The organism is Serratia sp. JSRIV004 (assembly GCF_019968705.1).
GTDB lineage: Bacteria > Pseudomonadota > Gammaproteobacteria > Enterobacterales > Enterobacteriaceae > Chania > Chania fonticola_B.
Genome location: NZ_CP074140.1, coordinates 234,298 through 260,481, shown reverse-complemented (window position 1 = coordinate 260,481; position 26,184 = coordinate 234,298). Strand labels below are relative to the sequence as shown.

Here is a 26,184-nt window from a genome sequence, read left to right as displayed (position 1 = left end):
TGAACTGTGCGTGGCACAGCAACGATCACACCCTGAGTTTCACCGTAGGGCGGAAAGCGCAAAGTGTACCATTCTGTTAGACCGCGCGCCTTGGCGGATGTCACTCATCACAGTGAAAAATAATAGCTGTAGGGTGTTATGGAGAAAAAATGAACAAGAAGCAAGGGGGAATGATATCGGCTGCCATGGCAGCCGATATTGAAGATAGGAAAAAACTTAGGCAGAAGGCAGCTTTTTGTCAGTAGCAACCTTATCTGTTCTGTTATTCAGCACGTCTTGCAGCTGCTTCTCATCCAGTTGGTTACACCATTTGGCCACCACTACCGTTGCCACACCGTTTCCGACCAGGTTGGTCAAGGCGCGGGCTTCGGACATAAAGCGGTCGATACCGAGGATCAGCGCCAAACCGGCCAGCGGTAAATGTCCTACTGCCGAAATGGTCGCCGCAAGTACGATAAAGCCACTGCCTGTCACCCCTGCAGCCCCTTTCGAGGAGAGCAGCAGCACCACCAACAAGGTCACCTGATGCATGATGTCCATATGGGTGTTGGTTGCCTGGGCGATAAACACCGCCGCCATCGTCAGATAGATCGAGGTGCCGTCAAGGTTGAACGAGTAACCCGTCGGGATCACCAGACCTACCACCGATTTCTTGCACCCCAGATTTTCCATTTTATCGAGCATGCGTGGCAGCACCGATTCGGAAGACGAGGTACCCAGTACGATCAGCAGTTCTTCTTTGATATAGCGAATAAATTTGAAGATATTGAAGCCGTTGTAACGGGCAATCGAGCCCAGCACCACCACCACAAACAGCACACAGGTGACATAGAAGCAGACAATCAGCTGGCCCAGTTGCAACAGGGTGCCCACACCGTATTTACCGATAGTGAACGCCATGGCACCAAAGGCCCCCAGCGGCGCCAGGCGCATAATCATATTGATGATGCCGAAAATAACGCGGGAGAAGCTGTCGATGACGTTAAAGATCACCTGGCCTTTCTCACCCAGGCGATGCAGAGCAAAACCGAACAGCACCGCAAACAGCAGCACCTGCAAGATGTTGCCGCTGGCAAAGGCACCGACCACGCTACCCGGGATAATATCCAGCAGGAAAGGCACGATGCCCTGCTGCGAAGCCTGCTCGGCATAGACTGCCACCGCTTTGGCATCCAGCGTTCCCGCATCAACGTTCATCCCGGCACCGGGTTGCACCACGTTAACGATCACCAAGCCGATCAGCAATGCAATGGTACTGACGATTTCAAAGTACAGCAGGGCAATCGCCCCGGTACGGCCCACGGCCTTCATGCTTTCCATGCCCGCGATGCCGGTCACCACGGTGCAGAAGATCACCGGAGCGATAATCATTTTGATTAATTTAACAAATCCATCGCCCAGGGGTTTCATCTGGGCACCGAGTTCAGGGTAGAAATGGCCAAGCAGGATCCCCAGCGTAATCGCTGTTAACACCTGAAAATAGAGGCTCTTAAATATAGTTGTTTTCATTAGCACATCCTTTGGGGGGGGACAACGCGGCAGGCGGGCAATCACTCGTCCGTCCTGTTTATCGCTTGCGCGGAAAATAACACCCCCATAACAACATGGAAATAACTTGATGGAAAAATCCAGGCCTAATGGTGTGAATTTAAGAGCTGAAACGCGTCAGTCAGTGTACAAGTTCCGGCGTTACGTCAACTTTCCTTTGCATTAACTCAGATTGGGTAGCAGTAGAAACTAGTTTTTGACTGGGGAAATAAAGCGGCCTCTCCCGCCTGAAAAGTACCAGAGGGAGGATAAAAATTCAGCATCAGGTCAACCAGGTCACGCTTTGGCAACCGAGGTAAACTGCGCTTCAAACTCATGACGGGGCAAGGGTTTGGCAAACAGGAAACCCTGGCCAGTACGAATACCGTGCTGTAATAGCCAGTCTCGCTGCGCCGCGGTTTCCACCCCTTCCGCCATTACCGGCAGGTTAAGCACCTCGGAAATCGAGCTGACGATCCGCACCATCGCATCGTCCTCTGGCAGGCCATCGATAAAGCTTTTGTCGATTTTAATCAGATCGATCGGCAAGGATTTCAGACGATTGAGGTAATTCAGGCTGGCATAGCCCATGCCAAAATCATCCAAGGCGATCAACACGCCTAAATCATGCAACTGACGTAGTAATTCCAACGCCTCATCAAGGTCGTGGATACGCACCGTCTCGGTGATTTCCAGCAGCAGCTTATGCGGGTCGATCTGGTGCTCGGCCAGCAGCCGTTTCAACTGGGGCACAAAGTCTTTATGCTGCAGCTGGATCGGCGAAATATTTACCGCCAACGGCAACGTGATGCTCTGGGATTGCCACGCGGCCAGAATACGGCATGACTCTTCCAGCACCCAGTTACCCAGTGGCACGATCACGTCCAACTCCTCCGCCAGCGGGATCACATCCGCCGGGAGAATAATCTGCCCGTCTGGCAGTTGCCAACGCAGCAGGGCTTCCGCGCCGGTCACCTGATTGGTTTGCATATCCCACTGCGGTTGCAGGAATAGCGCAAACTGACCTTGCTCCAAGGCCTGCAAGATCTCGCTTTCCTGCGTCAGACGTTTTTGGGTTTTTTCGGTCAGGCAAGGTTCGAAGAACAGGATCTGATTTTTACCCTCACGATGCGCCGACATCATGGCCGAGGTGGCACTACGCAGCAGTTGCTCCGCGCTTTCCCCCGAATTGGGATAATGGGCGATGCCGATACTGGCGCTTGGCCGCAGCGGCATCTTCTGTTGCAGGTTCAGTGGCGCGTTGATGGCCGCCATCACTCTTCTGGCCAACTGCATGGCGTGAATGGGTTGCTCAATATTTTTCGCCAGGATGGCAAACTCGGCATTGCTCAGCTGTGCCAGCACGCAGTCCACGCCGATAACCTGACGCAGCTTTTTCGCCAGCGTCAGCAACAGCGCTTCACGCATGGATGGGTTCAGCGCGCCGGAGGCTTCATGCAGGGTTTCGATCCCCACGACCAACAGATTAAAGCGCGGTGGCCGCATACTGGCAACAATATGCTCTTCAAGCAGCGCAGCAAACAGCACCGGATTGGGTAATTCGGTCATCGAGTTATGGGTGCTCAGGCGGCTCATGGCGGTATGTGCCTTGGCCAGCGTTTGCTGGTTGCGGTTGTAATTGCGCACCAGCAAGCCCAATTCATCGTCCTGATGTTGGGCTGGCAACATCAGTTGATGGTAAGGGAGATCTTCCTGAGGGACATTTTCCAGTTCGCGCGCCATGGCTCGCAATGGATACACCAGCAGCCGGTTCATGCACCAGCTAACGGCGATCGACAGGATCAGCGCCAACAGCAGATAGGTCGACAGCATGGTCGATAACGTGCTGAGGATAAACTGATACATGCGGTACGAATCGGCCTGCAACACCAGATAGGCCAGCGGCTGAGGGTTGGCAGGCACCCGCTCAAGCGAATAGAGCGGCACAGAAATCTGTACCGGCAGCTCAAAGATACGCGCCACTAGCGCAGGGACCGGGCGTTCCGGCGGGAAATTGGCATGCAGCGCCTGAAACTCGTTCGGCAGGACGATATCCGCTCGGGTGAGGATCCCCACTGGCTGCAGAGAGTTGAGCACGCGTTTGGTTTCCGGCACATCCATCCGCAGCACGGCTTCTGCCAGAGGCTGACGCACGGCCTGGGCTACATTCTCCAGTTGCTGAGCGTAGTCATCCCTGCGCTGATGCACAAAGTGGAATAACTGGATCACGATGAAGATACAGATCGTCACCAGTGCCACACCAGACACCGCCGCCATCTGCTTAATCGTTAATGAACGCCTGACCCGCAAAAACCTGCACTCCTAGATTGATAAGGACGGATAGAGAGTTATGCCCCCCTCACCCTAACCCACTCCCACAGGGAGAAGGGATTGAATGCTCTAAAACCTGACTCTTGTGCCTGACCGCAGCTCCATATCAGTTCCTGCAAGGAGGGACTGGGGTAAGGGGAAAAATTGCTTGCTGGATAAGCGGCTTGAGTATACTCGATTGCCCCGCGTGTTTTCCTTACCAACCGCCTAGTGGCAGCAGGAAAAGCGTGGGTTTCGGTATTATCCTAGCCGGATTAGCCACAGGGTAGCAAAACTACCCTGTGGGCGACACCACGAATCGACCAATTTCACGTTACTTGAAGTCGGCGTAAGGCGTCAGCGGCTGCGGTGGCAGATCGAGATCGCCCTGCCAACCGGCGAGCGAGTAACGCAGATAAATCAACGCATGGCTCGGGGTATAGTCTTTAGCCTGTTGAATATCGATGCCGGCCCCCAGCGTCCAATGGGAACTGAGGCGGCGTTCGATCAGAGCTCGCAGCGTGTAGCCCACGCCAGAGGAGGAGCCACCACTTTCCACTGCGTCCCTGTCTGGCAGGGAGCTTGGGATCAGTCCTTGCAGGGGATAGCGTTTTTCATCGTTGGTTTTCGAGTGCGAGATCGACACCGATCCCCCCACTTCCCACGACCAGTTTTCCGTGCGCTGGCGATAGTTCACCGGCACCGCCAGCGAAACATATTGCTGCGGGCTGTAATAGCCCCCCTGCCCAAGAGAGTAACCGCTCAAGTCCTTCTGATAGTGCCAGAGCATGGTGCTCAGCCCAACGGTGGCACGGCGGTTATCTTCGTTTATCACCTTATAGTAATAACCGGCCATCAAGCGCTGGCGCTGGTTATCCTCGACATTCTGGCCGGTAAGCTGATGAGCACTGAGATCGGCCCACACGCCGTTGGCTTCACCGCGATCGTAGCTGGCGCTCAGGTTGATACCGGTAGCACGTACGCCGCCCCAGGTAGTGCCGGTGTTCGGATCGCGCGTCCCGCCGAAGGCCAACAGCGAGCTGGTAATCGGCCGCCGTGAGGCGCCCAGCGTCCAACCGATATGATTCCAGTCACCGCTATAGGCCACGCCGCCGACCCAATCCACCACCTCAAATCCCATCGGGGTAGTGCCGATATCGGTTTGCCAATGGTCGTTGGCCCAACCGGCCGCCACGCTAGTGCCGGTGGTTTTTTGCCGTTCGTTACCGCTGCAACCCTGCGTGTTACAGGTGCCAAAGGTTTCGAAGTACTTGCCGTTATTATCGGTCGAGAAGCTGCCCGCGTTCAGTTGGACGGTGTCGGTTCGCAGGAACGCCCGGCCGTCATACAGCGGCATATCCAACTGCAACATGGTGTCATGTGCCTGATAATCCGAGATGCCACCGGTGCCGCTCGAACGCCAGTAGTCATGATCGAGCGTGACCCTGACGTCCTGTTGGCGATAAAGATCGGCGGCATCGGAGCGAATGCCGCGTTTTAGCCAGTCATCCTTCGCGTTATTGCGGGTCAGACGGGTATAACCGTCATTATCCTCAGGAACCGTTGGCGCAATGCCGCTGGCCACCATCGCCTGGCGATAATCCTGCTGCGCCGGTTGCGGTTGCAACTGCTTTTGTTCCAGCCTGGCAGCATCACGATACACCAAGGCTTTGGCCTGTCCCGGCGGCTCTTGCTGGGCAGCCACTTTTAACCGTTTGAAGATATCGGTCGCTTTCTGCGGCTCACCCACCGCCGTCCAGGCATTGGCAACACGGCGCTGGCCATTGATCGACTCGTCCGGTTGCACCGGTGCCGTTTGCAGCCGTTGGCGGGCCTCGCTCAGCTGACCTTGAGCCACATAGGCTTCAATCTCCCCCAAACGCGCATCCGGATTATTCGGCTCACGAGCACGCACCCGCTGATAATCCGCCAGCGCCTCGTCATACTCTCCCCGCTCCAGCGCCCAGTCAGCCAAGGTCAGGTCGATGCGCGTTGCCGGGGGCTGCTGGCGCAGATAGGCGATGGCTGCGGGTTCATCACCGGCAGTTCGGAGCCGTTCAGCATGATCGAGCGTGGCCTGCATCTGCAAACGCTGGGCCATCTCACGCATCCCGTCGTTCCACTGCGCTTTGGGCAAGGTATTCAACTGGGCCAACGCCTGGTTATCACGATCGCTGCCAGCCAGGTACAGCGCATAAGCGTAAACCTGCTGCGGATCGCCGGACTTCTTCGCGGCCAGTTGACGCATCAGTATGTCGGCCTGCTGCGGTTGCCCGGCCTGACGCAGCGTCTGCGCATAGTGGTAGGTCAGCCAGACGTCATCAGGATCCTTCTGGTGCGCCTGCCGGTACTTTTCCGCCGCCTCTGGCCACTGCTGTCGCTGGGCCAGTTCGTCGGCCTGCTGTTTGAGCATATCCAATTGCAGCCCGTCGAGGGTGCTGCGCAGCTTGTTCTGCTGCACGCGGGGCAGACCATTAAGGTAGGCCAGCGCTTTTTGTGGCGACTGCCGCTGGTAGATATTCACCAAACCCCGCACCGCGCTACCGCTGCCCGGATCCAGGCGCAGAGCCTGCTGATAATAGCGCTCGGCGGCAGCATCATCCTTACGGGCGACGGCAACGTCGCCCAGGCCGATCAACGCATCGCTGTCACTGTTATCAATCTGCCGTGCCTGCTGGTATTGTTGCTGTGCCAACGGCAGGTTATTGGCCTTTAACGCCTTGTCACCCGCATCGATCGCCAGCCAGTAACGGGTGGTTTTGATCAGGCTCTGCCATTTGCTGCTGTCGTAGTTATCCTTGTCTGCCTTCTGCGCCTGTTGGAACAGGCTCAACGCCTGCTGCCGGTTGCCGGCGCGGGAATAGGCCAAGCCAAGTGCGCCAAGCACTTCGGCATCATTAGGCGCACTCGATAGCGCTTTTTTCAGTTCCGGGATTGCCGCACGACCGCCGCCTTTATTCACCTGCGCCAGCCCGGTCATGCGCGCGCGATAGGCCGGATCGGCCAACAGCGTCCGCTGGCGCGCCAGTTCCTGTTGCGCGCCAAGCGCCTGCTCACCGCTTTCAAACACACCGAGGAAGCGGTTCAACGCCGCCACGCTCTGCGGGCTGACGGGCAACGCTTTGACCTGTTCCAACCACAAGTCCGCCGCAGAACCGCGGCCTGCGGGATCGGCCGCCACTTGCTGTAACAGTTCATAGGCCTGAGCGTCGCGATCCTGGCTGAACAGCATCCGCGCCAGCGCCATGCGCAGCGTGATGTTGCCGGGATATTGCCGATCCAGCGCCTGTAGTTGCTTTGTCGCTGCTAATTCCTGGCCGGGTAGCCTGGCCACCAGACGCCAATACTCCACCGCCAGATCGAGCGTTGGCAGATTGCCGTGAAACAGCTCGTCGTACTGGGCTTTAGCCTCCGGCAAGCGCCCTGCGGCCGCCATCAGGCGTGCCTGTTGCAGCTTCTGGCGGGTTTCCGGCTGGGTCAGCAGCATGTTCATTTCTGCCTGGCGGAACACCGGCGATTGTGGTGCCACCCCCTTCAGCTTATCCAACTGTTGCTGCGCCAAGACCTGATTCCCCTGCCGCAGCGCCAGGCGCATACGCGCCGCTATCACATCAGGATTATTCGGATCCATCAGCTCAAGACGATACAGCGATTGACGTACCAGTTCATCTTTGTTGCTGGCTTCGCCGATGCGTACCTGCTCAAGCAGCCATTGCTCCGGGGCAACGCTCTCGGCACTCTGCGCCTGCGGCAGCAAAGCCAGACTTAAAGGAAACAGGCTTAGCCAGCCTAGTGTGAAGTTGCGCATTGGCTACTCCAGGCGGGTTGAAGTTCACCCTGACGATTGAAACGATAGCGTTGCTGATCCCATCCCTGGCCGAACAGCAGCAAAGAGGCGCTGAAATAGGCATCATTACCCAGAGGGTTATCCTGAATACGTTGGCGTTGCACCGCCAGGGCATCAGGCTGTGCGGCCAATAACGGCAACATCGCGGCGGAGAAGCCTACCGGGCCAGTACCGTTGGCTTTTCCGCTAGCTGTATCGACCGTCTCCGGCACTGCACCAAGCTGGGCGGTAAGGCGTACCATCGGTTGGAACTGCTTCATCAGCGCCGCTTTATGAGGATCGTCGTCCGCCAACATCCCGGCCCAGAGATAAACGCGGATGGCGTCATAGCTGCCGACATCAGGTTTGACGGGATCGGGCTGCCAGCCTTTGCCCGCTTGCCACTCGGCCCAGTCTGGTGAAAATCCTTGCGGAGCCGTTTCCAACAGCAACCGCTGGCTGGTTTTCTGCATCGCTCGCCACGGCCCGTTCAATTGGGCAAAACGGGCCAGCAACTGCGGCGGTAAATAGCTAGGGTTCAAGCGCCAGCGGTCCTCGGCCACAAAACCCATCTTCCCCGGCAGCAGCATCAGCCCCAAACCGGGGATATTCGCCACCTCTTCACGGCCAATCCGTTGCAACAACAGCGTGCCCAATGTTTGATAGCGGCGGCTTTGCCACAGCCGCCCCGCCTCCAGCAGGTTATACGCAATCCACAGATCCGCATCGGCAGCCGAGTTGCTGTCCAGCACCTTCCAGGCCTTGTTATCATCCTGCCCCCACAACCAAGCCGGCAGATGTGCGCTCAGGTCACCAGAGGCGAGATTGTTCTCCGTCCACGCCAACAGCTTATCGAAGGCAGGCCGATCGTTGGCCACCAGCGCGAAGAACATGCCATAGCTCTGCCCTTCGGACGTGGTAATGCGCTTCGGGCTGCTGGGATCGATTACCCGCCCTTCCTCGCTAAGATAAAACCGTTGGTACTGCTGCCAGGCAGGCCAATCACAGCTTGCCGCCGTGCTGAACGCACAAAGCAGCATCAGACCAGGCAGCAGGCGGCGCAGGCAAATCCCCATCATGGCAATTAATCCCGATCTTCCGGTGACAGACGACGACGGCTAAAGGCCTTCAGACCACGCCGCAGCAACAGGGCCACCATTACCACCACCAGCGCGGCTATCGCGCCCAGCAACAGTGGATGCGTCGACAACGCGAACCATATACGTTCCCACCACGGCAGATGGCCAACGTAGTAAACATCCCCCACACGCAAACTATCGACGCCGGACTCACGGATCACCGCCACGGAACCAAACATCGCCGCACGCTTACCGCTGTCTAACTGCGCATTGTTCAGTAACTCATAACCCCGTGGGCTGTCTGCCAGCAGGGCCACAATACTGCGCTGATCGTGGAACGGGGACTGCACGCCGATCACGGCCGCCATCGCCCCTTCCGAGCTGATGGTGGTTTTACTGCCCGGTGTGGCGTCGTCCTGCTGCACATCCATACTCGGCAGCGGCAGTTGGCGCATCGGCATTTTCACCCAGCTCAGCGTCGCCTCTACCAGCAGATTGATTTTCTTGTCATCACGCAGTTCCGGTGGAATGGTGCCGATCAACAGGATATCTGCGTCCTTATCCTTGGCCTGCGACCAGTCATCGGACAGCGAGAAAGCCAGCGCCGGATAACCGGTTTGCGCCCCCATGTTACCCATGGCGTTGAGCAAGGCGCTCACTTGAGCGGGTTGTGGCTGTTTGTTCACCAGCACCAACGTTTGCGACAGATCTGCCAGGCGGCTGAAAGGGAAACCGGCGTTGGCAAAGGAGCGTAGATCGGGCATGGTAATAAAGTGACGATAGCCGGAGAAATCGATGGTGGAATTGCCGTCGATCACCGCATGGTTCGGCGCCAAGGAATAGGTTTCGCAACGCCCTTCGGCACCGCTGGCCAGCAGCGTGGTGTAATCGAAGTCAAAGCGCAACTGGTTGGTCGCCCCCAACTTCAGTACCGGAATATTGACCACCTTGTCAGAATCTAGCAATCCCTGGGCCAGCGGCAGGCGCAACAGCTGTGCGCCCTTCTCATGCTCCGGCACCAGGGCATAGGACTGCACAAACTGATTGTTCAGGCTGATGCTCAGGCGGGAACCATCTTCAATACGCGGCGAGGTATAGCGGTACTTCAGCTGCATATCGATGCCGTTGCTGTGGATCAGGAACAGATCCGGCGGCAGGTTCATCGACAGTGAGATCGGCCCAGGTTCGACGCCGTTAGTCTGCAACTGCTCGGCATATTGCTGCAGTTCGCTGAACTTCATCGCACGATCGGTACGCACCCAGTTTGGCGCATCGTACGGCTGGCGAACGGCCAACTGTTCAACCTTATCCACGCTCAGATTCTGGCCACGGAACAGAATATTGCCCTGGGCGATGCCCTTCACCGCCGTGATCAGGTCGTTATCATCACGGCCCTGCACCAACAGCAGCTTCACATAGGGGTTATCCGGGTGGCTGATCATCTCCACTGTCGGCCCGTTGACCGCCGGATAATCTTTCAAGAAGTCCGGGCGCTGTTTATTGGTGGCAAACACGATGGCATGCTGGCTCGGTAAACGGTTAAACAGCGTCGGGAAAGACTGACCACGCCACTGCGCCTGGGTGCCGAACCAGGAGGCCAGAATCCCCGCTGCTCGTTGTTGTTCCAGGTCCGGTTGCCCGGCAAACACCATCGGCAGCGTTAATGGCCGATCGTCGCGGCTGTCAAAGAAGGGTTCCGGGAAGTGGGAAAGCTCATTTTTCACCGGCAGCGTCTGGTAACGCAGGCTCAGCGAACTGGATTTGCTGACGTCCAGCCACAGCGTGCTGTTGGCCGGGTTCTCACAGATGTTCTGGTAATGGCCGACAAACACCAGGCGAATGCGGTTAAAATCGGTGATATAGCGCGGATCGATCGGCAACTGGACACGATTCGGCTTACCCAACTGCTCCTTGGCGATGGTGATGACCCCCATCAACTCATCGTTGAGGTAGATCTTGACGTGCGACTCCACCGGGATCAGCGACGGTGAAGGGGTAAACTCCAGGTCCAGCAGCGCCTGCGAAACTACTTCGTCACTGCGCACGCTAAACTCAATCTGGCCTTCAGGGCGGGTGCCACGCAGGATAAAGGTGCCAGGCGGTGGTGCTACCTCGGTAAACGGCAGTTTTACATCGCGCACCGGCGCATCGGGTGCTTGCGGCACCACCACTCCCATAGGTTCAGTGAGCGGAACTTCGGCCACGGTACTCGGGGGCGAAGTCACGCCAGCCGCTGGTGTGGGGGCCGTTTCCGCCTGAGATAAGCTACTGATGCCTAAGGCCAGCGCGGTAAACCAGTTTATTTTTCTCGTCATCGTATCATCATCAATGTTGGGGCCGGTTCGCCGGGCTTGCGAACGGGCAGTTACGATACACAGCCTATGCCACAGCCTCTGGGGCCGTAGGAGCGCGGTCTCTTCCTACGCCATGCGGAATAAATGACAGGATCCAGGTGGCCAGCGAGGTCAGGCCAAGCAGGATCTTGCGCAACGTTGGCGGCGCATAGTCCGCCATGCGCCGGTAGCCGTGAAAACCTAGCATCAGTACGTCCCGCAGGCTGTCCACTGGCCGGTCTTCCGGGAATGCGTCTTGCCACAGTGCCCAGGTATCCGCCCGGGCAAAGGTGCATTGAATAAATTCGATATGTTGGCGGGTCGAGAGTTCGACCAAGCGGACCCCCACCGAGCGGCCATGAGATCGCGTCACCACGCAAGGGAAGCTGAACTCCTGCTGGCCTCGTTTAAGCAGCAGCGCAATCTGGTCATGCTCTTGCAACCGATCCGCTACACGCATTTCGATACCCACGCCACCATCGGAGTAATCACGCAACGTACAGGGGAACAGATGTCCGTCAGCCCGGGCTATCGCGGCAGGCATGGCGATCTCTACGCGATGCGATTGCCGTACCTGCCTGGCCTCCACCGCCACGGCCACCGCTCCACCGAGGATGGTCATGTTGTAGATCACCCAAATCAGGCTGATCACCACCGTCATCATCTCGTCCGTCGGGCCGTAGAAAAAGCGCCACACGCCAAAACCCAGACCTGCCAGATTGAGTGTCACCAACAGCAGGTAAGGCCGGGTGATCACCCAATCAACGTGCTCTTGCGTAACCAGCCCGCCTTTGGCGGTGACGTTGAACTTGCCTTTATGCGGGTTGAACAAGGCCACGGTGGTCGGTCGAGCGATATACCAGGCCAGCACGGTTTCGTAGATTTCACTCCAGAAGGAGTGGCGGTATTTACCCTGAATACGTGAGTTGGTCAGGCTGGCGTGGATCATGTGGGGCAGCACATACAACGCAATCGCCAAGGCTGGCGCGAAGATGATGTAAGCATGCATCAACAAAAACGCCAGCGGCGCGGTCAGGAAGATCAGGCGCGGAATACCGGACAGGAAATGCAGCATCGCGTTGGCATAGCACAGGCGCTGGGCAAACTTCAGCCCTTTGCCCAGCAGGGGGTTATCCAAACGGAAGATCTGCACCATGCCGCGCGCCCAACGAATACGTTGGCCGATATGGGCAGACAGGCTTTCCGTTGCCAGCCCGGCGGCCTGCGGAATACGGATATAGGCAGAGGTGTGGCCAAGACGGTGCAGACGCAGCGAGGTATGGGCATCTTCGGTCACCGTTTCCACCGCGATACCGCCGATCTCATCTAATGCCGTCCGGCGCAAGATGGCGCAGGAGCCACAGAAGAAAGTGGCATCCCACATATCATTGCCGTCCTGCACCAGCCCATAAAACAAAGTACCTTCATTCGGCGTCTGGCGAAAACGCCCCAGGTTGCGCTCAAACGGGTCGGGCGAAAAGAAGTGGTGCGGCGTTTGCAGCATCGCCAGCTTCTTGTCTTTAAAGAACCAACCCATGGTCAGTTGCAGGAAAGAACGCGTGGGAACGTGATCGCAGTCGAAGATGGCAACAAAATCACCGCTAGCGTGCTTGAGCGCATTGTTGATATTGCCCGCTTTGGCGTGTTCATGAGTCGGCCGGGCGATGTATTTCACCCCGACCTCGGCGGCAAAGGCTTTAAACTCTGGCCGGTTACCGTCGTCGAGGATATAGATGTTGATTTTGTCTTTCGGCCAATCGATACCAAGCGCCGCATACACGGTGGGTTTCACCACGCCCAGATCTTCGTTGTAGGTCGGCACCAGCAGATCGACGGTCGGCCAGGTGTTACTGTCGGCAGGCATCGGCACCGGCTGGCGATTCAACGGCCACACGGTCTGGAAGTAGCCCAGCACCAACACGACCCAGGCATAGGTTTCCGCTGCCAGCAATAGCAGGCCGCAGGTCAGGCTGAGCGGATCGTCCCAGTTCAGCGTTGAGGTATAGCGCCACCATAAATAACGGCAGGAAACGGTCAGCGACAGCACAATCAGCATCAGGCTGGGTAACCGGCCCGGGATACGCCGCACCACCATGGCAATACACCACAACAGCAGCACAAAAATAAACTGGGCGGGCAGTTCAAAGGGCTGGGAAATGCACAGCAGAGCCAGCAGCCCGGCCAATAGGCCAGCAAAGATAAACAGCACCCGACGCACCCGGTGATTCATCCGATTAAGGCGTTGTACCGTACGCTCCTCCATTCCGGCACCCTGCAAGCGTTGCGGCAAGCTTTGCAACCAGTTGGCATAACGCAGTTGCAAACGGTGCCAACCGGCAAAGTAGGATCGTCCCATCGGTGCCGGACCGCTGTGGGTCACTAGCAGCCAAAACCCCTGTAACAAATAACGCAGTGCATCTGCCGGGCGTGGACGATGAGGAGAAATATGGGGGAACCAATAGCTTTGGCCTGCCTGCACCTTTTGCCAACTAGGGGACTCAAACCGCAGCAACAGCCAGCCGATGGCCACCATCAGGGTCGTGAGGCCAGCGGTAAATGCCGGAGCCCCCGCATGGCGATAAGCGCGGTAGCGTTGTTGCACCGCCCGGTGAACGGGAGGCACCAGCAGCAGGCTCAATACCCTGCTCATACCTCGGCGTCCTGCAGGTTGAGCAGACACCAGTTGGCCAGCGTCAGCACTTCGTCGGCCGCCAGACTTTCCGGTCGATACTCTCCCAGCGGCTGCTTGACCGCCATCGCTTCCGCCAGCGCTTCATCACGATGGATCACCAGCGGTAACAGACCTGCCAGCGTTTGCAGCCACAGCTGGTGCAGATCTTGTTGCAACGGACTGGCCGAGGAGTAGTGATTAATCAGCAGGTGGCACCCCGTAGGCAACGGTTGCTGATGTAGGCGCGCATGGCAATTCGCATCGGGGTTAAGCAACAGGAAAACCTGGTCGGCCAACGCCAGCTGCTGTTCAATCTGGGGACCGTCACCCGCCGGAATATCCAGCAAGATCCAGCGATACTGCCCAGAAGCACGCAGCTGAGCCAGAAAATCATGCCAACGTTGTGGAGTATCACTCTGTTGCTGCCGGGCTTTGACCCGTTCGGCTACGCTTAACTGGCCAAACGGCAGAAAATCGAGTTTTTTACCGTAACGCATTGCCCCTTGCTGCCAACCGATGCCATCCAGCTCTGCACGAGCCCAGCCCCGGTTCAGTTCGAAGGGCATATTAAAGTGTAATCGCAGCAGGTTGTCCGGTGACAGGTCAATCGCCAGTACCGACTCGCCCAACTGCTGTAGCGCCCAGGCTAACGCCGCAGTGATTGACGTGGTGCCAATACCGCCTCGAACCCCTTGCAGTGCAATGACCGGCATGACTCAAGCACTCCCCGTCTTGTTGGCCAGCTCCGCCAACAGCGGCCAGCGGACCATCATTTGTGCTAGCCGTTCCTGGCGTGCAATATCGATGTAGTTTAACTTGGGCAACGAAAAAGCGCGGCTCAAAGCCTGCAGATCGTCCTGAAGTTCTACCGAAGCTTTCTCCCGAAGCCCTCTTAACGCATCATTATTCATCTTGCCGCCTCATAAAATAGGCTAATGTTAAATGACTATAGCAACGTTCGGAAAAAATTGGGCCAATAAGATGAATCTTAACGGGTATTATCCCTCTAATGGCTAGATTTGCTATGCTAACTGTGACATTACGCTTTTAAAGTGACCCGATCGGGTTTGGTCTACGCCACTTTCAACAAAAGTAGAATAAATCTATGGCGCACTCTTTTTCATTAGGCATCCGACGGATTTGGCAAGAATTGTCGGCTATGCAAACCCCAGGCTTTTACTGGGTGAATATCGATCGCCAGAACGATGCCAATCTGTTTTGCCGGCAGATCATCGCCGCCCAGGAAGAAAATGCCCAGTTGGCACTGATTTGTAGCGGCAATCAGGCAGACATCTTATTGGCCACGCCTCTTTCCCCTGCGATTAAAAAATTCCCTTTATATAGCCTGCCAGAAAAAAAGGCGGCGCTACTGCATTTGGCTGACGATCTGATGCGTGAGCTAAAACCCAGCAACCGCTTACTGATCCTGTTGGCCCACGCTAGCCTGTGGCAAACTTTTACCAGCGATGAAATGCGCAACTGGGCCGCTCAACTCGGCCAATGGTTACACCAGCGGCAGTGTACGCTGGTGATACTCAGCCACGGCAGCGGCGTGAGTAAACTCAAAGGCCAGCTAGCCGCCGAGCACCGCATTCTCAACGGCCTGGCCAGCCTGCAGGGGCTGCAAGGCAGTGCCCAGTATCTGGTGCACTGGTGGAGCACGGCAAACGGCATCAATGCCAATCAGTTGTTCACCCTGACCGAAGGCCCGGAAGGCTGGCAAGGGGCAGACGACAGTAACCAACCCTCCCCTACCCCGGAACGCAACGACGAGGGCCTGTGCCTGGCGGAACAACGCATTCTCGAGGGCGCCCCGCCGCTATCGGCCAGTTGGCAACTGTTTGAGGACAATACCAAGTTGATGCAGCGTGGCATGCTGACCATCGCCGCCACGCTGATCTTCGCCCTGTATCAAAGTGACGAAATTGACGAGTTGGCCCATCAGATCCATAGCCTGCGCCGCAGCAGGGGCGACGGACTGAAGATTGTGGTGCGCGAGATGAGCGCCAGCCTGCGCTACAGCGACGAACGCCTGCTGCTGGCCTGCGGTGCCAATCTGATCGTGCCCCACGTGGCACCGCTTTCCAATTTTTTGACCATGTTGGAAGGTATCCAGGGCCAGCGACTATCGCGCCATATTCCGGCGGATATCGATAACCTGCTCGCCGGTTTGCGGCCAATGCAACTGAAAGGCTACCTGCCGCTGGAGGAATTCAGCCGGGCGGTGACTTCCCTTATGGAAAATACCCTGTTGCCGGAAGATGGCAAAGGGGTGATGGTCGCCCTGCGCCCAGCACCGGGGTTGAGCGCCCGCCAGTCGATGACGCTGTGCCATTTGCGGCGTTTTGGCGACATCATGACCGTGGCGCAGAATCGACTGTTCCTGTTCCTTTCCACCTGCCGGATTAACGATCTGGATACCGCACTGAAATTCGTCTTCCGCCTGCCAGTGAGTGAGGCGTTCAGTAACCGAGTAGTGTGGCATCTGGATGTAGATATTATCGATAAAATCAGGCTGATGCGGCAGCATATCGAGTTTTCGCTCCCCGCCAGCAAGCTGCAATCGGCCGCTGTCACCACCCACGCCGTAGAAACGGAACACCAGACCGAACGCCGGGAACCCATTCCCTTCACCCTGATGAGCCTCGGGCAGGAGGAACAGCCATGAACGCACTTGACGATATCGTGCAACTGGTGATCCTGTGCGCCATAGTGTTTATCCCTACGGGATACCTGCTGCATCGCCGTTTCCCTAACTGGCACCGATCTTGGCAGAATTTGTTGTTATCACCGCGCTATTTAAAGTCGGCAGGGCTATGGGTGCGCGCAGGTTCCACCTCTCAAATCAAGCGTAAAAAATAACCATGAGTGACAATAAAATAACGCAACCTAACAATACCTTATGGCGATACTGGCGCGGTCTTGGCGGCTGGAACTTCTATTTCCTGGCCAAGTTCGGCCTGCTGTGGTTCGGCTATCTGAACTTCCATGCGCTGCCCAACCTGGTGTTTATGGCCTTTTTACTGATGCCGATCCCGTCGCCGCGCTGGCACCGCTGGCGTCACCTGATCGCCATTCCTATCGGTATCGGTTTGTTTTACCACGATACCTGGCTACCGGGGATTAACAGCATCCTTAGCCAGGGCTCGCAGCTCACCGGTTTCAGCGCGGATTATCTACTGGAGCTGACCAACCGCTTTATCAACTGGCAGATGATTGGCGCCGCCTTCGTGCTGCTGATTGCCTACCTGTTCCTGGCCCAATGGATACGCATCACGGTATTTACCGTGGCGGCATTGGTGTGGTTGAACGTGGTCAATATTGCTGGCCCGGCGGTCTCCTTGCTGCCTGCCACCCATACCGCTACGGTGACGGATACCCCGTCTACACCGGCCACGGCGAGCACGCCAGGCGGCAATCTGCCTGCGGCCAATGGCCCACCGACCAATGCCAACCTCACGGCCTACCTGGAGCAGTTCTACCAGCAGGAAAAAGCCCGAGCGACCACCTTCCCGGCCACCTTACCCGCCGATGCCCAGCCGTTTGACGTGCTGATCATCAACATCTGTTCGCTGGCCTGGGCCGATCTGGACGCCGTCAATCTGCGCAACCATCCGCTGTGGGCCAAGATGGACATTATGTTCACCAACTTTAACTCAGCCACCGCGTACAGCGGCCCGGCGGCCATCCGCCTGCTACGCGCCAGCTGCGGCCAGCCTTCGCATCACGATCTGTATCAACCCGCCAATCAGCAGTGTTATCTGTTTGACAACCTGGCCAGGCTGGGCTTTAAACAACAGTTGATGCTGGATCACTCTGGCGTGTTCGGTAATTTCCTGAAAGAGCTGCGTGAGCAAGGTGATATGCAGGCTCCGCTGATGTCCCAGGCAGGGATCGGCAATGAGCTGGCCTCATTCGACGGTGAACCAATCTATAACGACCTACAACTGCTCAACCGCTGGCTCGATCAGCAGAAACAGGGCGGCGATGCCCGCACCGCCACCTTCTTCAACCTGATCCCGCTGCATGACGGCAACCGCTTTGTCGGGGGTAAACAGACCGCCGATTATCAGCCTCGAGCGCAAAAGCTGTTTGATCAGTTGAACACCTTCCTTGATGAGCTTCAGAAATCCGGACGCAAGGTGATGGTGGTGATCGTGCCGGAGCACGGTGCGGCGCTGGCAGGCGACAAAATGCAGATGTCTGGCCTGCGGGATATCCCAAGCCTGAACATTACCCATACGCCGGTTGGTATCAAACTGGTAGGGATGCAGGCCCCGCACCAGGGCAGCCCGGTGGAGATTAAAACGCCGAGCAGCTATCTGGCGCTGTCTGAGCTGATTTCCCGTCTGGTGGATGGCAAGGTATTCAGCGCGCCAAGCGTCGACTGGCAAGTGCTGACGCAGAACCTGCCGCAGACTGCGGTGATCTCGGAGAATGACAATGCCATCGTGATGCAGTATCAGGGTAAGGCGTATATTCGCCTTAATGGCGGGGATTGGGTGCCTTATCCCCAGTAACTGGTGAAGGGAGTTTTGCGGTTATAGACTGAAACTGCAGACATTCCCTCACCGGGCTCAAAATATAGGGGCGCGGCATGCTGCGCCCCGTTTTGAGTTGATTGGGGAATTTTTGCAATCTTCGGTTAATTAGACCTGGCTCGAGACCAAAGCACCTTCGATCAGATATGGAAGACTCGCCCACCGCCTTCCGGCATCTCTACAGTCAGACTCAACTTCCCACCCATAGCTTCAATATAGCGTTTTAGCGTCGCTAACTTTACGTCATTACCACGCTGCTCTATTTGTGCAACCGCGGATTGGCTTACGCCCATAGCTTCGGCCAGGCTTTTCTGTGACAGTTGCAGCTCATCACGCATCAGTTGCAAACCTGTTTCTAGCATCATTTCGTCGGCCATTTCCTTGATACGGGCTTGGCTCTCAAGAGAACGGGCAGCGACTGCATCACGTAACGTTTTCATTTGGATACCTCTTGTGTGGCTAAATACGCCGTAAATTCATCATCCGCTATTCGGATCATTGTCTCGTAAAAACGCTTATCATTACTTTTATCACCAGCGCACAACACAATGGCTTGGCGTTTGGGGTCGAAAACAAAAAAGGCACGGATTGGGCGGCCCGAATACTGAACACGCAGCTCTTTCATATTCTTGTATCTTGAACCTTTTACCGTGTCAGCGTAAGGACGTGGCAGTTGAGGCCCATACGTCTCCAGGTTCATCAGGTCAGCCAGTACCTTCTCCTGCATCCCTTCTTCCTGCTCTTGCAACCAAGAATCAAATGTCGAGGTAAAAATAACAGTCCACAAAGCCCTCTCCTTTATAAGCTACAACTTATAATTAATTCTATAAGTCATAACTTATAGCGTCAACAATATCGACTAAAAAGTAATCACCATGGGATTTGCTTCGCATCTATAAGTAAAAAAACGCCGGTATCGCTACCGGCGTCAGATTGAAGATCGAGTGTTAATGTCGCTGAGGTAACCAGGCGCAGCACGCAGAGTATCTACGCTGCGAGCCCGGTTAGTAGTCTCAAGACCCGGTAGCTTCGTCCTGGTCGACGGCAAAGCAGGCCACCATCTGATCGCCATACTGCTTGAGCTGCGGTTGCAGCTGGGTGCAGGTGCCAAAGGCACGGCGGCAGCGGGCGTTAAACGCACAACCCGGCGGTGGATTCATCGGGCTTGGTAGCTCGCCGGTCAGCTTGATGCGCTCCCGGCGCATGTCCGGATTCAGGCGCGGCGTAGCGGAAAGCAGTGCCTGAGTGTACGGATGGCGCGGATTGTTGAAGATGGCGTCTTTACTGCCCTTCTCCACGCAACGGCCAAGGTACATCACCATCACTTCATCAGCAATGTGCTCCACCACCGACAGATCGTGGGAGATGAACACGTAAGACAACCCCAGATCCTGTTGCAGATCCATCATCAGGTTCAGCACCTGCGCACGCACGGACACGTCCAGCGCAGAGACCGGCTCATCGGCAATCACCACGTCCGGGTTGAGCATCAGCCCACGCGCAATGGCAATACGCTGACGTTGGCCGCCGGAGAACATATGCGGGTAACGGTCGTAATGCTCGGTTTTCAGGCCGACCTTCGCCATCATCTCCAGCGCTTTCTCACGCCGTTCGGCGCTGCTCAACGAGGTGTTGATCAACAGCGGCTCCTCGAGGATCTGCCCCACCTTCTTACGAGGGTTAAGCGATCCGTAAGGATTCTGGAACACGATCTGGATCTTCTGGCGGCGCAGCTTCTCTGCCGTCACGTCCGGCTTAAGCAGATCTTGCCCCTGATAGTACAGCTCACCACCGGTAGGGATTTCGATCATGGTCAGCAGGCGGCCCAGCGTGGACTTGCCACAGCCAGACTCCCCAACCACCGCCAGGGTTTTACCACGCTCAAGGGTAAAGGAAACCCCGTCCAGCGCCTTCACCAGTCGTTCCGGGGCAAACAGCCCCTTCTTGACCGGGTAGTGTTTTTTCAGGTCAATGGCCTGCAATAAAGGGTGGTTCTGGCTCATACGGTCGGCCTCCCCGCATCATCCAGCGGTGTGTGACATTTAACCTGACGGCCGGGAATGCTGCGCAGTTCCGGCTCTTCTTCGCGACAGTGTTGGGTAGCATACGGGCAACGCGGGTTCAGCAAGCAGCCTTCCGGCCGATCGTACTTGCCCGGCACCACACCAGGCAGCGAGGCCAAACGCGCCTTGTCGGTAGCAAACTCCGGCAACGCACGCAGCAGCGCCTGGGTGTACGGGTGGCGCGGCGAACGGAAAATTTCTACCGCCTTGCCGGATTCCACCACCTGCCCGGCATACATCACGATGATGTGGTGTGCCGCTTCCGCCACCAGCGCCAGATCGTGGGTGATCAGCAGCAGCGCCATGTTTTCGCGCTGTTGCAGCTCGAGCAGCAGCTCAATGATCTGGGCCTGAATGGTCACGTCGAGCGCGGTCGTCGGTTCATCCGCAATCAGCAGCTTGGGCCGGCAGGCGATCGCCATGGCGATCATCACACGCTGGCTCATCCCGCCAGAAAGCTGATGAGGGTAAACGTCCAGCCGCGAGGCCGGATCGGGAATGCCTACCTGATTGAGTAGGTCGATAGCGCGTTGGCGACGGGTACGGCGATTACCGCCCTGATGCACCTTCAGCGCTTCCATAATCTGGAAACCGACGGTATAGCACGGGTTCAGGCTGGTCATCGGGTCCTGGAAGATCATCGCGACTTCGGAGCCCACCAGCTGGCGGCGCTCTTTTTCCGAGATTTTCCGCAGGTCCTGGCCGTTGAACTCCAGCTTGTCGGCCATCACCTTGCCGGGGAAATCGATCAACCCCATGATCGCCAGCGAGCTGACGGATTTACCGGAGCCGGATTCACCGACGATGCCAACCACCTGCCCCTGTTCTACGCTGTAGCTGATTCGGTCTACCGCGCGGAACGGCGCACCTTCGTCACCGAAGTGCACCGAAAGCTTGTCTACATTTAATAACGCCATTCTCTCTTCCTCTGTTACTGCTTGAGTTTGGGGTCGAGAGCATCACGCAAGCCGTCCCCCATCAGGTTAAAGGCCAAAACCGTCAGCAGAATGGCCACCCCTGGGAAGGTCACAACCCACCAGGCACTTTGCGCGAACTGCAGTACGTCGGAGAGCATGGTGCCCCACTCCGGCGTTGGCGGTTGCGCACCCATACCCAGGAAGCCGAGAGCGGCCATATCCAGAATGGCGTTCGAGAAACCGAGAGAAGCCTGCACGATCAGCGGTGCCAGGCAGTTTGGCAGGATATTGACGAACATCTGACGCGCCGCCCCAGCCCCCGCCACGCGGGAAGCCGTCACGTAATCGCGGTTCACTTCCACCAGCACCGCAGCGCGAGTCAAGCGGACATAGTGCGGCAAAGCAACGAAGGTCAGCGCCAGCGAGGCGTTAACGATCGAGGGCCCAAACACCGCCACCAGCACCAACGCCAACAGCAGACTTGGCAGTGCCAGCATGATATCGACCACGCGCATGATGATGGCATCGACTACGCCGCCGAAATAACCGGCTAACAGGCCGAATACCACGCCCATCACCAGCGAAAGCACCACCACCAGGCAGCCGACCAACAGCGAGAGCCTGGCACCGTACATCAGGCGCGACAACACATCACGGCCGACATCGTCGGTACCCAGAATAAACTTCCAGCTTCCGCCAGTCTCCCAGACCGGGGGCCTAAGCAGGGCATCACGGAACTGTTCGGCAGGCGCATGTGGAGCCAGGAACCCGGCCCCCACGGCAACCACCAGCATGATAACGATATAAGCCAGGCCAACCACGGCCCCTTTGTTGCGCTTGAAATAGTGCCAAAACTCCTGGAACGGGGTCATTGGCTTCGGCGCACCTTTCACTACAGACTCGGTCATTTGAGACATCAGAGCGCCCCTTATTTCTTGTGGCGAATACGCGGGTTGACCACGCCGTAGAGCACGTCTACCAGCAGGTTAACCAGAATAATCATACAGGCGACCAGCAATACGCCGCCCTGAACAACCGGATAATCACGGCGTTGCAACGCATCCATCAGCCAGCGGCCAAGCCCCGGCCAGGAGAAGATGGTTTCGGTCAGGATCGCCCCGGCCAGCAGGGTACCGACCTGTAGGCCGATCACCGTCACCACCGGCAGCAAGGCGTTACGCAACGCATGCACCACGATCACCCGCATACGGCTCACACCCTTGGCGCGCGCAGTACGGATATAGTCTTCACCCAGCACTTCCAGCATGGAGGAACGGGTCATACGCACGATAACCGCCAGCGGGATGGTGCCCAACACGATGGCAGGCAGGATCATATGCATCACGGCGTCGATGAAATCACCCGGCTCCCCCCAGAACAGGGTGTCGATCAGCATAAAGCCGGTCAGCGGCAGGCTGTCATCAAGGAAGACCGTATCGCTTATTCGCCCCGATACGGGCGTGAGGTTGAGCTGTACCGAGACCAGCATGATCAGCATCATGCCCCACCAGAAGATCGGCATTGAATAGCCGGTCAGGGAGAGACCCACGGCGGTATGGTCAAACACCGAACCTCGCTTGACGGCCGCCAGCACCCCCACCGGGATACCGACAATCACCGCGAAGAGCATCGCGCACAGGCCCAGTTCCAGGGTGGCCTTAAAGCGCGGCACAAACTCTTCCCACACGGAGATACGGCTTTTGAGGGACGTCCCCAAATCGCCCTGCAGCACGTTGGTGACGTAATTGAAGTATTGGTGATAGAGCGGTTTATCCAGCCCCATCTCTGCCATGAGTTGTGCATGGCGCTCTGCGGAGATCCCGCGTTCCCCGGCCATAATGGTCACCGGATCGCCGGGGATCATATGGACGAATGCAAAAGTCAGCAACGTTATGCCGATAAACGTTGGGATAACTAACCCCAAACGTCGGAGTATGAACTGCAACATATCCCGAACTCTCTGTATAAAGTGCCTGGCAGCTCATCGTCCGCCAGGCTTATTAAAACTCACACGCTTCACGACATTCTTCTGGGGACGGGAATGCAGGGGCGCAACGTATTGCGCCCCTGCAGATTAACTATCCCAGTCCTTCAACCCGCCTTGGTAGGCTTAGTCCAGAGAAACGTTCTCAAAGTGATGTTTACCAAGCGGATCGACCACATAGCCCTTCACTTCTTTACGCACTGGCTCGTAAACGGTGGAGTGGGCAACAATCAGCGCCGGGGCCTGATCGTGCATGACTACCTGAGCCTGCTTGTAGAGTGCGACGCGTTTGTCGTGGTCTGCTTCGGCACGGGCCGGTTGGATCAGATCCTCAAACGGCTTGTAGCACCAACGGGAGTAGTTGGAACCATCTTTAGCGGCCGCACAGCTGAACAGCGTGGCGAAGAAGTTGTCTGGATCCCCATTGTCACCGGTCCAGCCCATCATGACCGTCTGGTGCTCACCGTCTTTGGCACGCTTGAGGTACTCGCCCCACTCGTAGGTGACGATCTTGGCATTGACGCCAATCTTCGCCCAGTCGGACTGGATCATCTCAGCCATACGACGTGCGTTCGGGTTATACGGACGCTGTACCGGCATCGCCCACAGATCGATGGAGAAGCCATCTGGCATGCCTGCTTCTTTCAGCAGCTCTTTGGCCTTGACCGGATCGTAAGTGTAATCTTTGATCTCGTCGTTATAGCCCCACATGGTTGGTGGGATCAGGTTCTTGGCAGGTTGACCCGCCCCCTGATACACCGCATCCACGATGGCCTGCTTGTTCACCGCCATGGTCAGTGCCTGACGCACCTTCACGTTATCCAGCGGCTTCTTCTCGGTGTTGAACGACAGGTAGCCGACGTTCAGGCCAGGCTGTTCCATCAGGTTGATGGTTTTGTCCTGCTTCATGCGAGCGATGTCTGCCGGGTTCGGGTACGGCATGACCTGGCACTCGTTTTTCTGCAGTTTGGCGTAACGCACAGAGGCATCTGGCGTGATGGAGAACACCAGGCGATCGATCTTCGGTTTGGTGCCCCAGAAACCGTCAAAGGCCTTGTAGAGGATTTTGGAGTCTTTCTGGTACTGCAACAGTTGGAACGGCCCGGTACCCACAGGGTTCAGGTCCACTTTCTCTGGCGTACCGGCTTTCATCATCTTGTCGGCATATTCTGCAGACAGAATAGAAGCGAAGTCCATGCCCAGGTCAGCCAGGAATGGCGCTTCTGGACGGGTCAGCGTGAAGCGAACGGTGTTGTCGTCCACTTTCTCGACTTTGCTGATCAGATCCTGCATGCCCATACCCTGGAAGTATTCATAGCTGCCGCCAGAAACCTTGTGGTAAGGGTGGTTTGGATCGAGCTGACGCATGAAGGAGAACACCACGTCGTCGGCATTCAGTTCACGGCTAGGTTTGAAATCTTTGCTGTCCTGCCACTTCACGCCTTTGCGCAGGTGGAAGGTATAGGTTTTACCGTCTTCGCTGACGTCCCACTTCTCTGCCAGGCCGGGTTCCAGTTCGGTGGTGCCCAGTTTGAACTCAACCAGACGGTTATAGATTGGCACTGAGCTGGCATCATAGGTGGTACCGGAGGTGAACAACTGCGGGTTGAACCCTTCAGGAGAGCCTTCAGAACAGTAAACCAGCGTCTTTGCCTGCACGCTGGCCGCAACGGTCAGCGCAATCAGGCCGATACCGAATTTCAGAATCCCTGATTTACCCAAGGAACTTGTCATCGCTAGTGCTCCGTATGTGATGTGGTGTGTGTATTACCGCCAGAGCCTAATATTTTTTGTTACGCGGCCTGTGCGGTCAGTGCCCGAAGGCAGGAGGAATAAAAAACGCGAGAATGCCGGATGGAACGCATCACGGCAGGGCGTTTGAGCGAGTGAATTCCACTCATACACCTCTCACTCTTATCCCTGAGGGTACCAAATTGCCAACTGTTTGGGGTGCCGTCAATATAACCAGTAGGGATTTACCTAGACTGTGAGAAACAGCAAGCAAACATAAAAAAAACCTTTCAGCAACATTTACAGCATTAAAACTTGTGCTACCGGTTAAATCTTGGCGTCATGAACCAGCGTTAAGGACCTATCCAGCATTAACCTCCAATAAAAAACCAAAAAAGATTATTGCTGAATGATGAATATCTGAGCGGTTATTTTTGTGATCCTGGTAAAAGACAGGAGGAAATGCTGGGGCACTACCCGAAAGAGGGAGCTGGGTGGAGGGGTTGTGCGTGAGGGATTTCTTACCATTCCGCTGGCTACTGACCCCACGTTGCGAGTGGACTCGCAACCATTAAAAGAGCCCTCTTGCCAGCCTCTACTTCCCCTCACACTATTGATGCCTAGCTAGAGGTAGACATTTTTTGCCATACGGGCAGGAGTTGCTCGTCGCGTTGAGCGGGATGTCAAAGCTGTGCATACGGATCTTCAGGCGTTGTTGGCTTGCGGCATCGTTGATAAGGGTACAGCCGGGGTGATTTTCCCCTACGACCAAATCCATTTCGATTTTGTCATTGGTAAGGCAGCCTGAGCAATAAACTCCAGACGTAAAAAAGCCCGCTTAAAAAAGCGGGCTTTCTTGAATGTACTCAGCGAGAGAGGATTCACTCGTATCGTCCATGATACTCGCCACTTCGGGGTATCGCTGACGCGATATGCAAATCTGTTCCCGACAGATTTGTCGACCTCCGCGGAGGTTCTCATCCTCATAAACTCCAGACGTAAAAAAGCCCGCTTAAAAAAGCGGGCTTTCTTGAATGTGGTCGGCGAGAGAGGATTCGAACCTCCGACCCACTGGTCCCAAACCAGTTGCGCTACCAAGCTGCGCTACTCGCCGATGCGGGGCGCATCTTACTGCCGGGCCGTATACGCGTCAATCTCTTTTTCACCCCCGCACACCAAGTGGCGCTAAAAGCGCCAAACAG

18 protein-coding genes and 1 tRNA gene are annotated in these 26,184 nt (G+C 56.6%); 3 read left to right on the top strand and 16 right to left on the bottom strand.

The annotated features are described in order from the left end of the window. Window positions 1-216: 216 nt before the first annotated feature. From KGP21_RS01110 to bcsR, 8 genes are all read right to left on the bottom strand, one after another. The gene (locus KGP21_RS01110) at window positions 217-1,509 is read right to left on the bottom strand and encodes a dicarboxylate/amino acid:cation symporter (RefSeq protein WP_021807740.1); all 1,293 of its coding nucleotides are present in this window, start codon (window positions 1,507-1,509) and stop codon (window positions 217-219) included. 315 nt (window positions 1,510-1,824) lie between these two features. Continuing rightward, window positions 1,825-3,837, bottom strand: a complete 2,013-nt coding sequence (hmsP, locus tag KGP21_RS01105; RefSeq protein WP_223536957.1) for a biofilm formation regulator HmsP — start codon at window positions 3,835-3,837, stop codon at window positions 1,825-1,827. A gap of 334 nt (window positions 3,838-4,171) precedes the next feature. Then, window positions 4,172-7,645, bottom strand: a complete 3,474-nt coding sequence (gene bcsC, locus KGP21_RS01100) for a cellulose synthase complex outer membrane protein BcsC (RefSeq protein ID WP_223536955.1) — start codon at window positions 7,643-7,645, stop codon at window positions 4,172-4,174. Then, on the bottom strand, window positions 7,627-8,739 hold the full coding sequence (gene bcsZ / locus KGP21_RS01095; protein WP_037376586.1) for a cellulose synthase complex periplasmic endoglucanase BcsZ: 1,113 nt from the start codon (window positions 8,737-8,739) through the stop codon (window positions 7,627-7,629). Before bcsZ ends, bcsC begins: the two co-directional genes overlap by 19 nt. An 8-nt stretch (window positions 8,740-8,747) precedes the next feature. Then, window positions 8,748-11,057 (bottom strand): cellulose biosynthesis cyclic di-GMP-binding regulatory protein BcsB, encoded by a 2,310-nt coding sequence (gene bcsB, locus KGP21_RS01090; RefSeq protein WP_223536954.1) that lies wholly within the window; start codon window positions 11,055-11,057, stop codon window positions 8,748-8,750. Between the two features lie 64 nt (window positions 11,058-11,121). Next, window positions 11,122-13,725: a UDP-forming cellulose synthase catalytic subunit gene (gene bcsA / locus KGP21_RS01085; RefSeq protein WP_059199121.1), complete on the bottom strand. Its 2,604-nt coding sequence runs from the start codon at window positions 13,723-13,725 to the stop codon at window positions 11,122-11,124. Then, a complete protein-coding gene (gene bcsQ / locus KGP21_RS01080; protein ID WP_021807734.1) occupies window positions 13,722-14,459 on the bottom strand; it encodes a cellulose biosynthesis protein BcsQ in 738 nt (245 codons plus the stop codon). Before bcsQ ends, bcsA begins: the two co-directional genes overlap by 4 nt. 3 nt (window positions 14,460-14,462) lie before the next feature. Beyond that, window positions 14,463-14,657 (bottom strand): cellulose biosynthesis protein BcsR, encoded by a 195-nt coding sequence (bcsR, locus tag KGP21_RS01075; protein WP_021807733.1) that lies wholly within the window; start codon window positions 14,655-14,657, stop codon window positions 14,463-14,465. 194 nt (window positions 14,658-14,851) lie between these two features. Between bcsR and bcsE the strand changes: the two genes are divergently transcribed. The 3 genes from bcsE to bcsG are packed head-to-tail and all read left to right on the top strand — an operon-like array spanning window position 14,852 to window position 18,266. Further along, a complete protein-coding gene (gene bcsE / locus KGP21_RS01070; RefSeq protein ID WP_094982246.1) occupies window positions 14,852-16,414 on the top strand; it encodes a cellulose biosynthesis protein BcsE in 1,563 nt (520 codons plus the stop codon). Then, on the top strand, window positions 16,411-16,608 hold the full coding sequence (gene bcsF / locus KGP21_RS01065; protein ID WP_021807731.1) for a cellulose biosynthesis protein BcsF: 198 nt from the start codon (window positions 16,411-16,413) through the stop codon (window positions 16,606-16,608). Before bcsE ends, bcsF begins: the two co-directional genes overlap by 4 nt. Before the next feature lie 2 nt (window positions 16,609-16,610). Continuing rightward, window positions 16,611-18,266, top strand: coding sequence for a cellulose biosynthesis protein BcsG (gene bcsG / locus KGP21_RS01060; protein ID WP_094982245.1), 1,656 nt, complete (start codon window positions 16,611-16,613; stop codon window positions 18,264-18,266). A 161-nt stretch (window positions 18,267-18,427) separates the two neighbouring features. Here bcsG and KGP21_RS01055 read toward each other — a convergent pair whose 3' ends face one another. The 8 genes from KGP21_RS01055 to KGP21_RS01015 form a co-directional block, all read right to left on the bottom strand. After that, window positions 18,428-18,727, bottom strand: coding sequence for a helix-turn-helix domain-containing protein (locus tag KGP21_RS01055; RefSeq protein WP_021807729.1), 300 nt, complete (start codon window positions 18,725-18,727; stop codon window positions 18,428-18,430). After that, the gene (locus tag KGP21_RS01050; RefSeq protein ID WP_371822216.1) at window positions 18,724-19,014 is read right to left on the bottom strand and encodes a type II toxin-antitoxin system RelE/ParE family toxin; all 291 of its coding nucleotides are present in this window, start codon (window positions 19,012-19,014) and stop codon (window positions 18,724-18,726) included. Before KGP21_RS01050 ends, KGP21_RS01055 begins: the two co-directional genes overlap by 4 nt. Window positions 19,015-19,300: 286 nt before the next feature. Further along, window positions 19,301-20,290: a dipeptide ABC transporter ATP-binding subunit DppF gene (gene dppF, locus KGP21_RS01045; RefSeq protein WP_021807727.1), complete on the bottom strand. Its 990-nt coding sequence runs from the start codon at window positions 20,288-20,290 to the stop codon at window positions 19,301-19,303. After that, the gene (gene dppD, locus KGP21_RS01040; protein ID WP_021807726.1) at window positions 20,287-21,267 is read right to left on the bottom strand and encodes a dipeptide ABC transporter ATP-binding protein; all 981 of its coding nucleotides are present in this window, start codon (window positions 21,265-21,267) and stop codon (window positions 20,287-20,289) included. The genes dppF and dppD overlap by 4 nt, the downstream gene beginning before the upstream one ends. Window positions 21,268-21,281: 14 nt before the next feature. After that, a complete protein-coding gene (gene dppC, locus KGP21_RS01035; RefSeq protein ID WP_218520002.1) occupies window positions 21,282-22,184 on the bottom strand; it encodes a dipeptide ABC transporter permease DppC in 903 nt (300 codons plus the stop codon). An 11-nt stretch (window positions 22,185-22,195) separates the two neighbouring features. Next, window positions 22,196-23,215, bottom strand: a complete 1,020-nt coding sequence (gene dppB, locus KGP21_RS01030) for a dipeptide ABC transporter permease DppB (RefSeq protein WP_071681699.1) — start codon at window positions 23,213-23,215, stop codon at window positions 22,196-22,198. Between the two features lie 162 nt (window positions 23,216-23,377). Then, complete coding sequence (gene dppA / locus KGP21_RS01025) at window positions 23,378-24,985, bottom strand: dipeptide ABC transporter periplasmic-binding protein DppA (protein WP_223500644.1); 1,608 nt, start codon at window positions 24,983-24,985, stop codon at window positions 23,378-23,380. 1,034 nt (window positions 24,986-26,019) lie between these two features. Continuing rightward, a tRNA-Pro gene (locus KGP21_RS01015) sits at window positions 26,020-26,096 on the bottom strand. Window positions 26,097-26,184 lie beyond the last annotated feature (88 nt).

Bases quoted from the DNA above. Each gene is read 5' to 3' on its own strand.
- dppA (WP_223500644.1), bottom strand. From the start codon at position 24,985: ATGACAAGTTCCTTGGGTAAATCAGGGATTCTGAAATTCGGTATCGGC.
- dppD (WP_021807726.1), bottom strand. From the start codon at position 21,267: ATGGCGTTATTAAATGTAGACAAGCTTTCGGTGCACTTCGGTGACGAA.
- bcsC (WP_223536955.1), bottom strand. From the start codon at position 7,645: ATGCGCAACTTCACACTAGGCTGGCTAAGCCTGTTTCCTTTAAGTCTG.
- bcsQ (WP_021807734.1), bottom strand. From the start codon at position 14,459: ATGCCGGTCATTGCACTGCAAGGGGTTCGAGGCGGTATTGGCACCACG.
- dppB (WP_071681699.1), bottom strand. From the start codon at position 23,215: ATGTTGCAGTTCATACTCCGACGTTTGGGGTTAGTTATCCCAACGTTT.
- KGP21_RS01055 (WP_021807729.1), bottom strand. From the start codon at position 18,727: ATGAAAACGTTACGTGATGCAGTCGCTGCCCGTTCTCTTGAGAGCCAA.
- bcsR (WP_021807733.1), bottom strand. From the start codon at position 14,657: ATGAATAATGATGCGTTAAGAGGGCTTCGGGAGAAAGCTTCGGTAGAA.
- bcsG (WP_094982245.1), top strand. From the start codon at position 16,611: ATGAGTGACAATAAAATAACGCAACCTAACAATACCTTATGGCGATAC.
- dppF (WP_021807727.1), bottom strand. From the start codon at position 20,290: ATGAGCCAGAACCACCCTTTATTGCAGGCCATTGACCTGAAAAAACAC.
- bcsE (WP_094982246.1), top strand. From the start codon at position 14,852: ATGGCGCACTCTTTTTCATTAGGCATCCGACGGATTTGGCAAGAATTG.
- KGP21_RS01050 (WP_371822216.1), bottom strand. From the start codon at position 19,014: ATGCAGGAGAAGGTACTGGCTGACCTGATGAACCTGGAGACGTATGGG.
- bcsF (WP_021807731.1), top strand. From the start codon at position 16,411: ATGAACGCACTTGACGATATCGTGCAACTGGTGATCCTGTGCGCCATA.
- bcsB (WP_223536954.1), bottom strand. From the start codon at position 11,057: ATGACGAGAAAAATAAACTGGTTTACCGCGCTGGCCTTAGGCATCAGT.
- bcsZ (WP_037376586.1), bottom strand. From the start codon at position 8,739: ATGGGGATTTGCCTGCGCCGCCTGCTGCCTGGTCTGATGCTGCTTTGT.
- KGP21_RS01110 (WP_021807740.1), bottom strand. From the start codon at position 1,509: ATGAAAACAACTATATTTAAGAGCCTCTATTTTCAGGTGTTAACAGCG.
- bcsA (WP_059199121.1), bottom strand. From the start codon at position 13,725: ATGAGCAGGGTATTGAGCCTGCTGCTGGTGCCTCCCGTTCACCGGGCG.
- dppC (WP_218520002.1), bottom strand. From the start codon at position 22,184: ATGTCTCAAATGACCGAGTCTGTAGTGAAAGGTGCGCCGAAGCCAATG.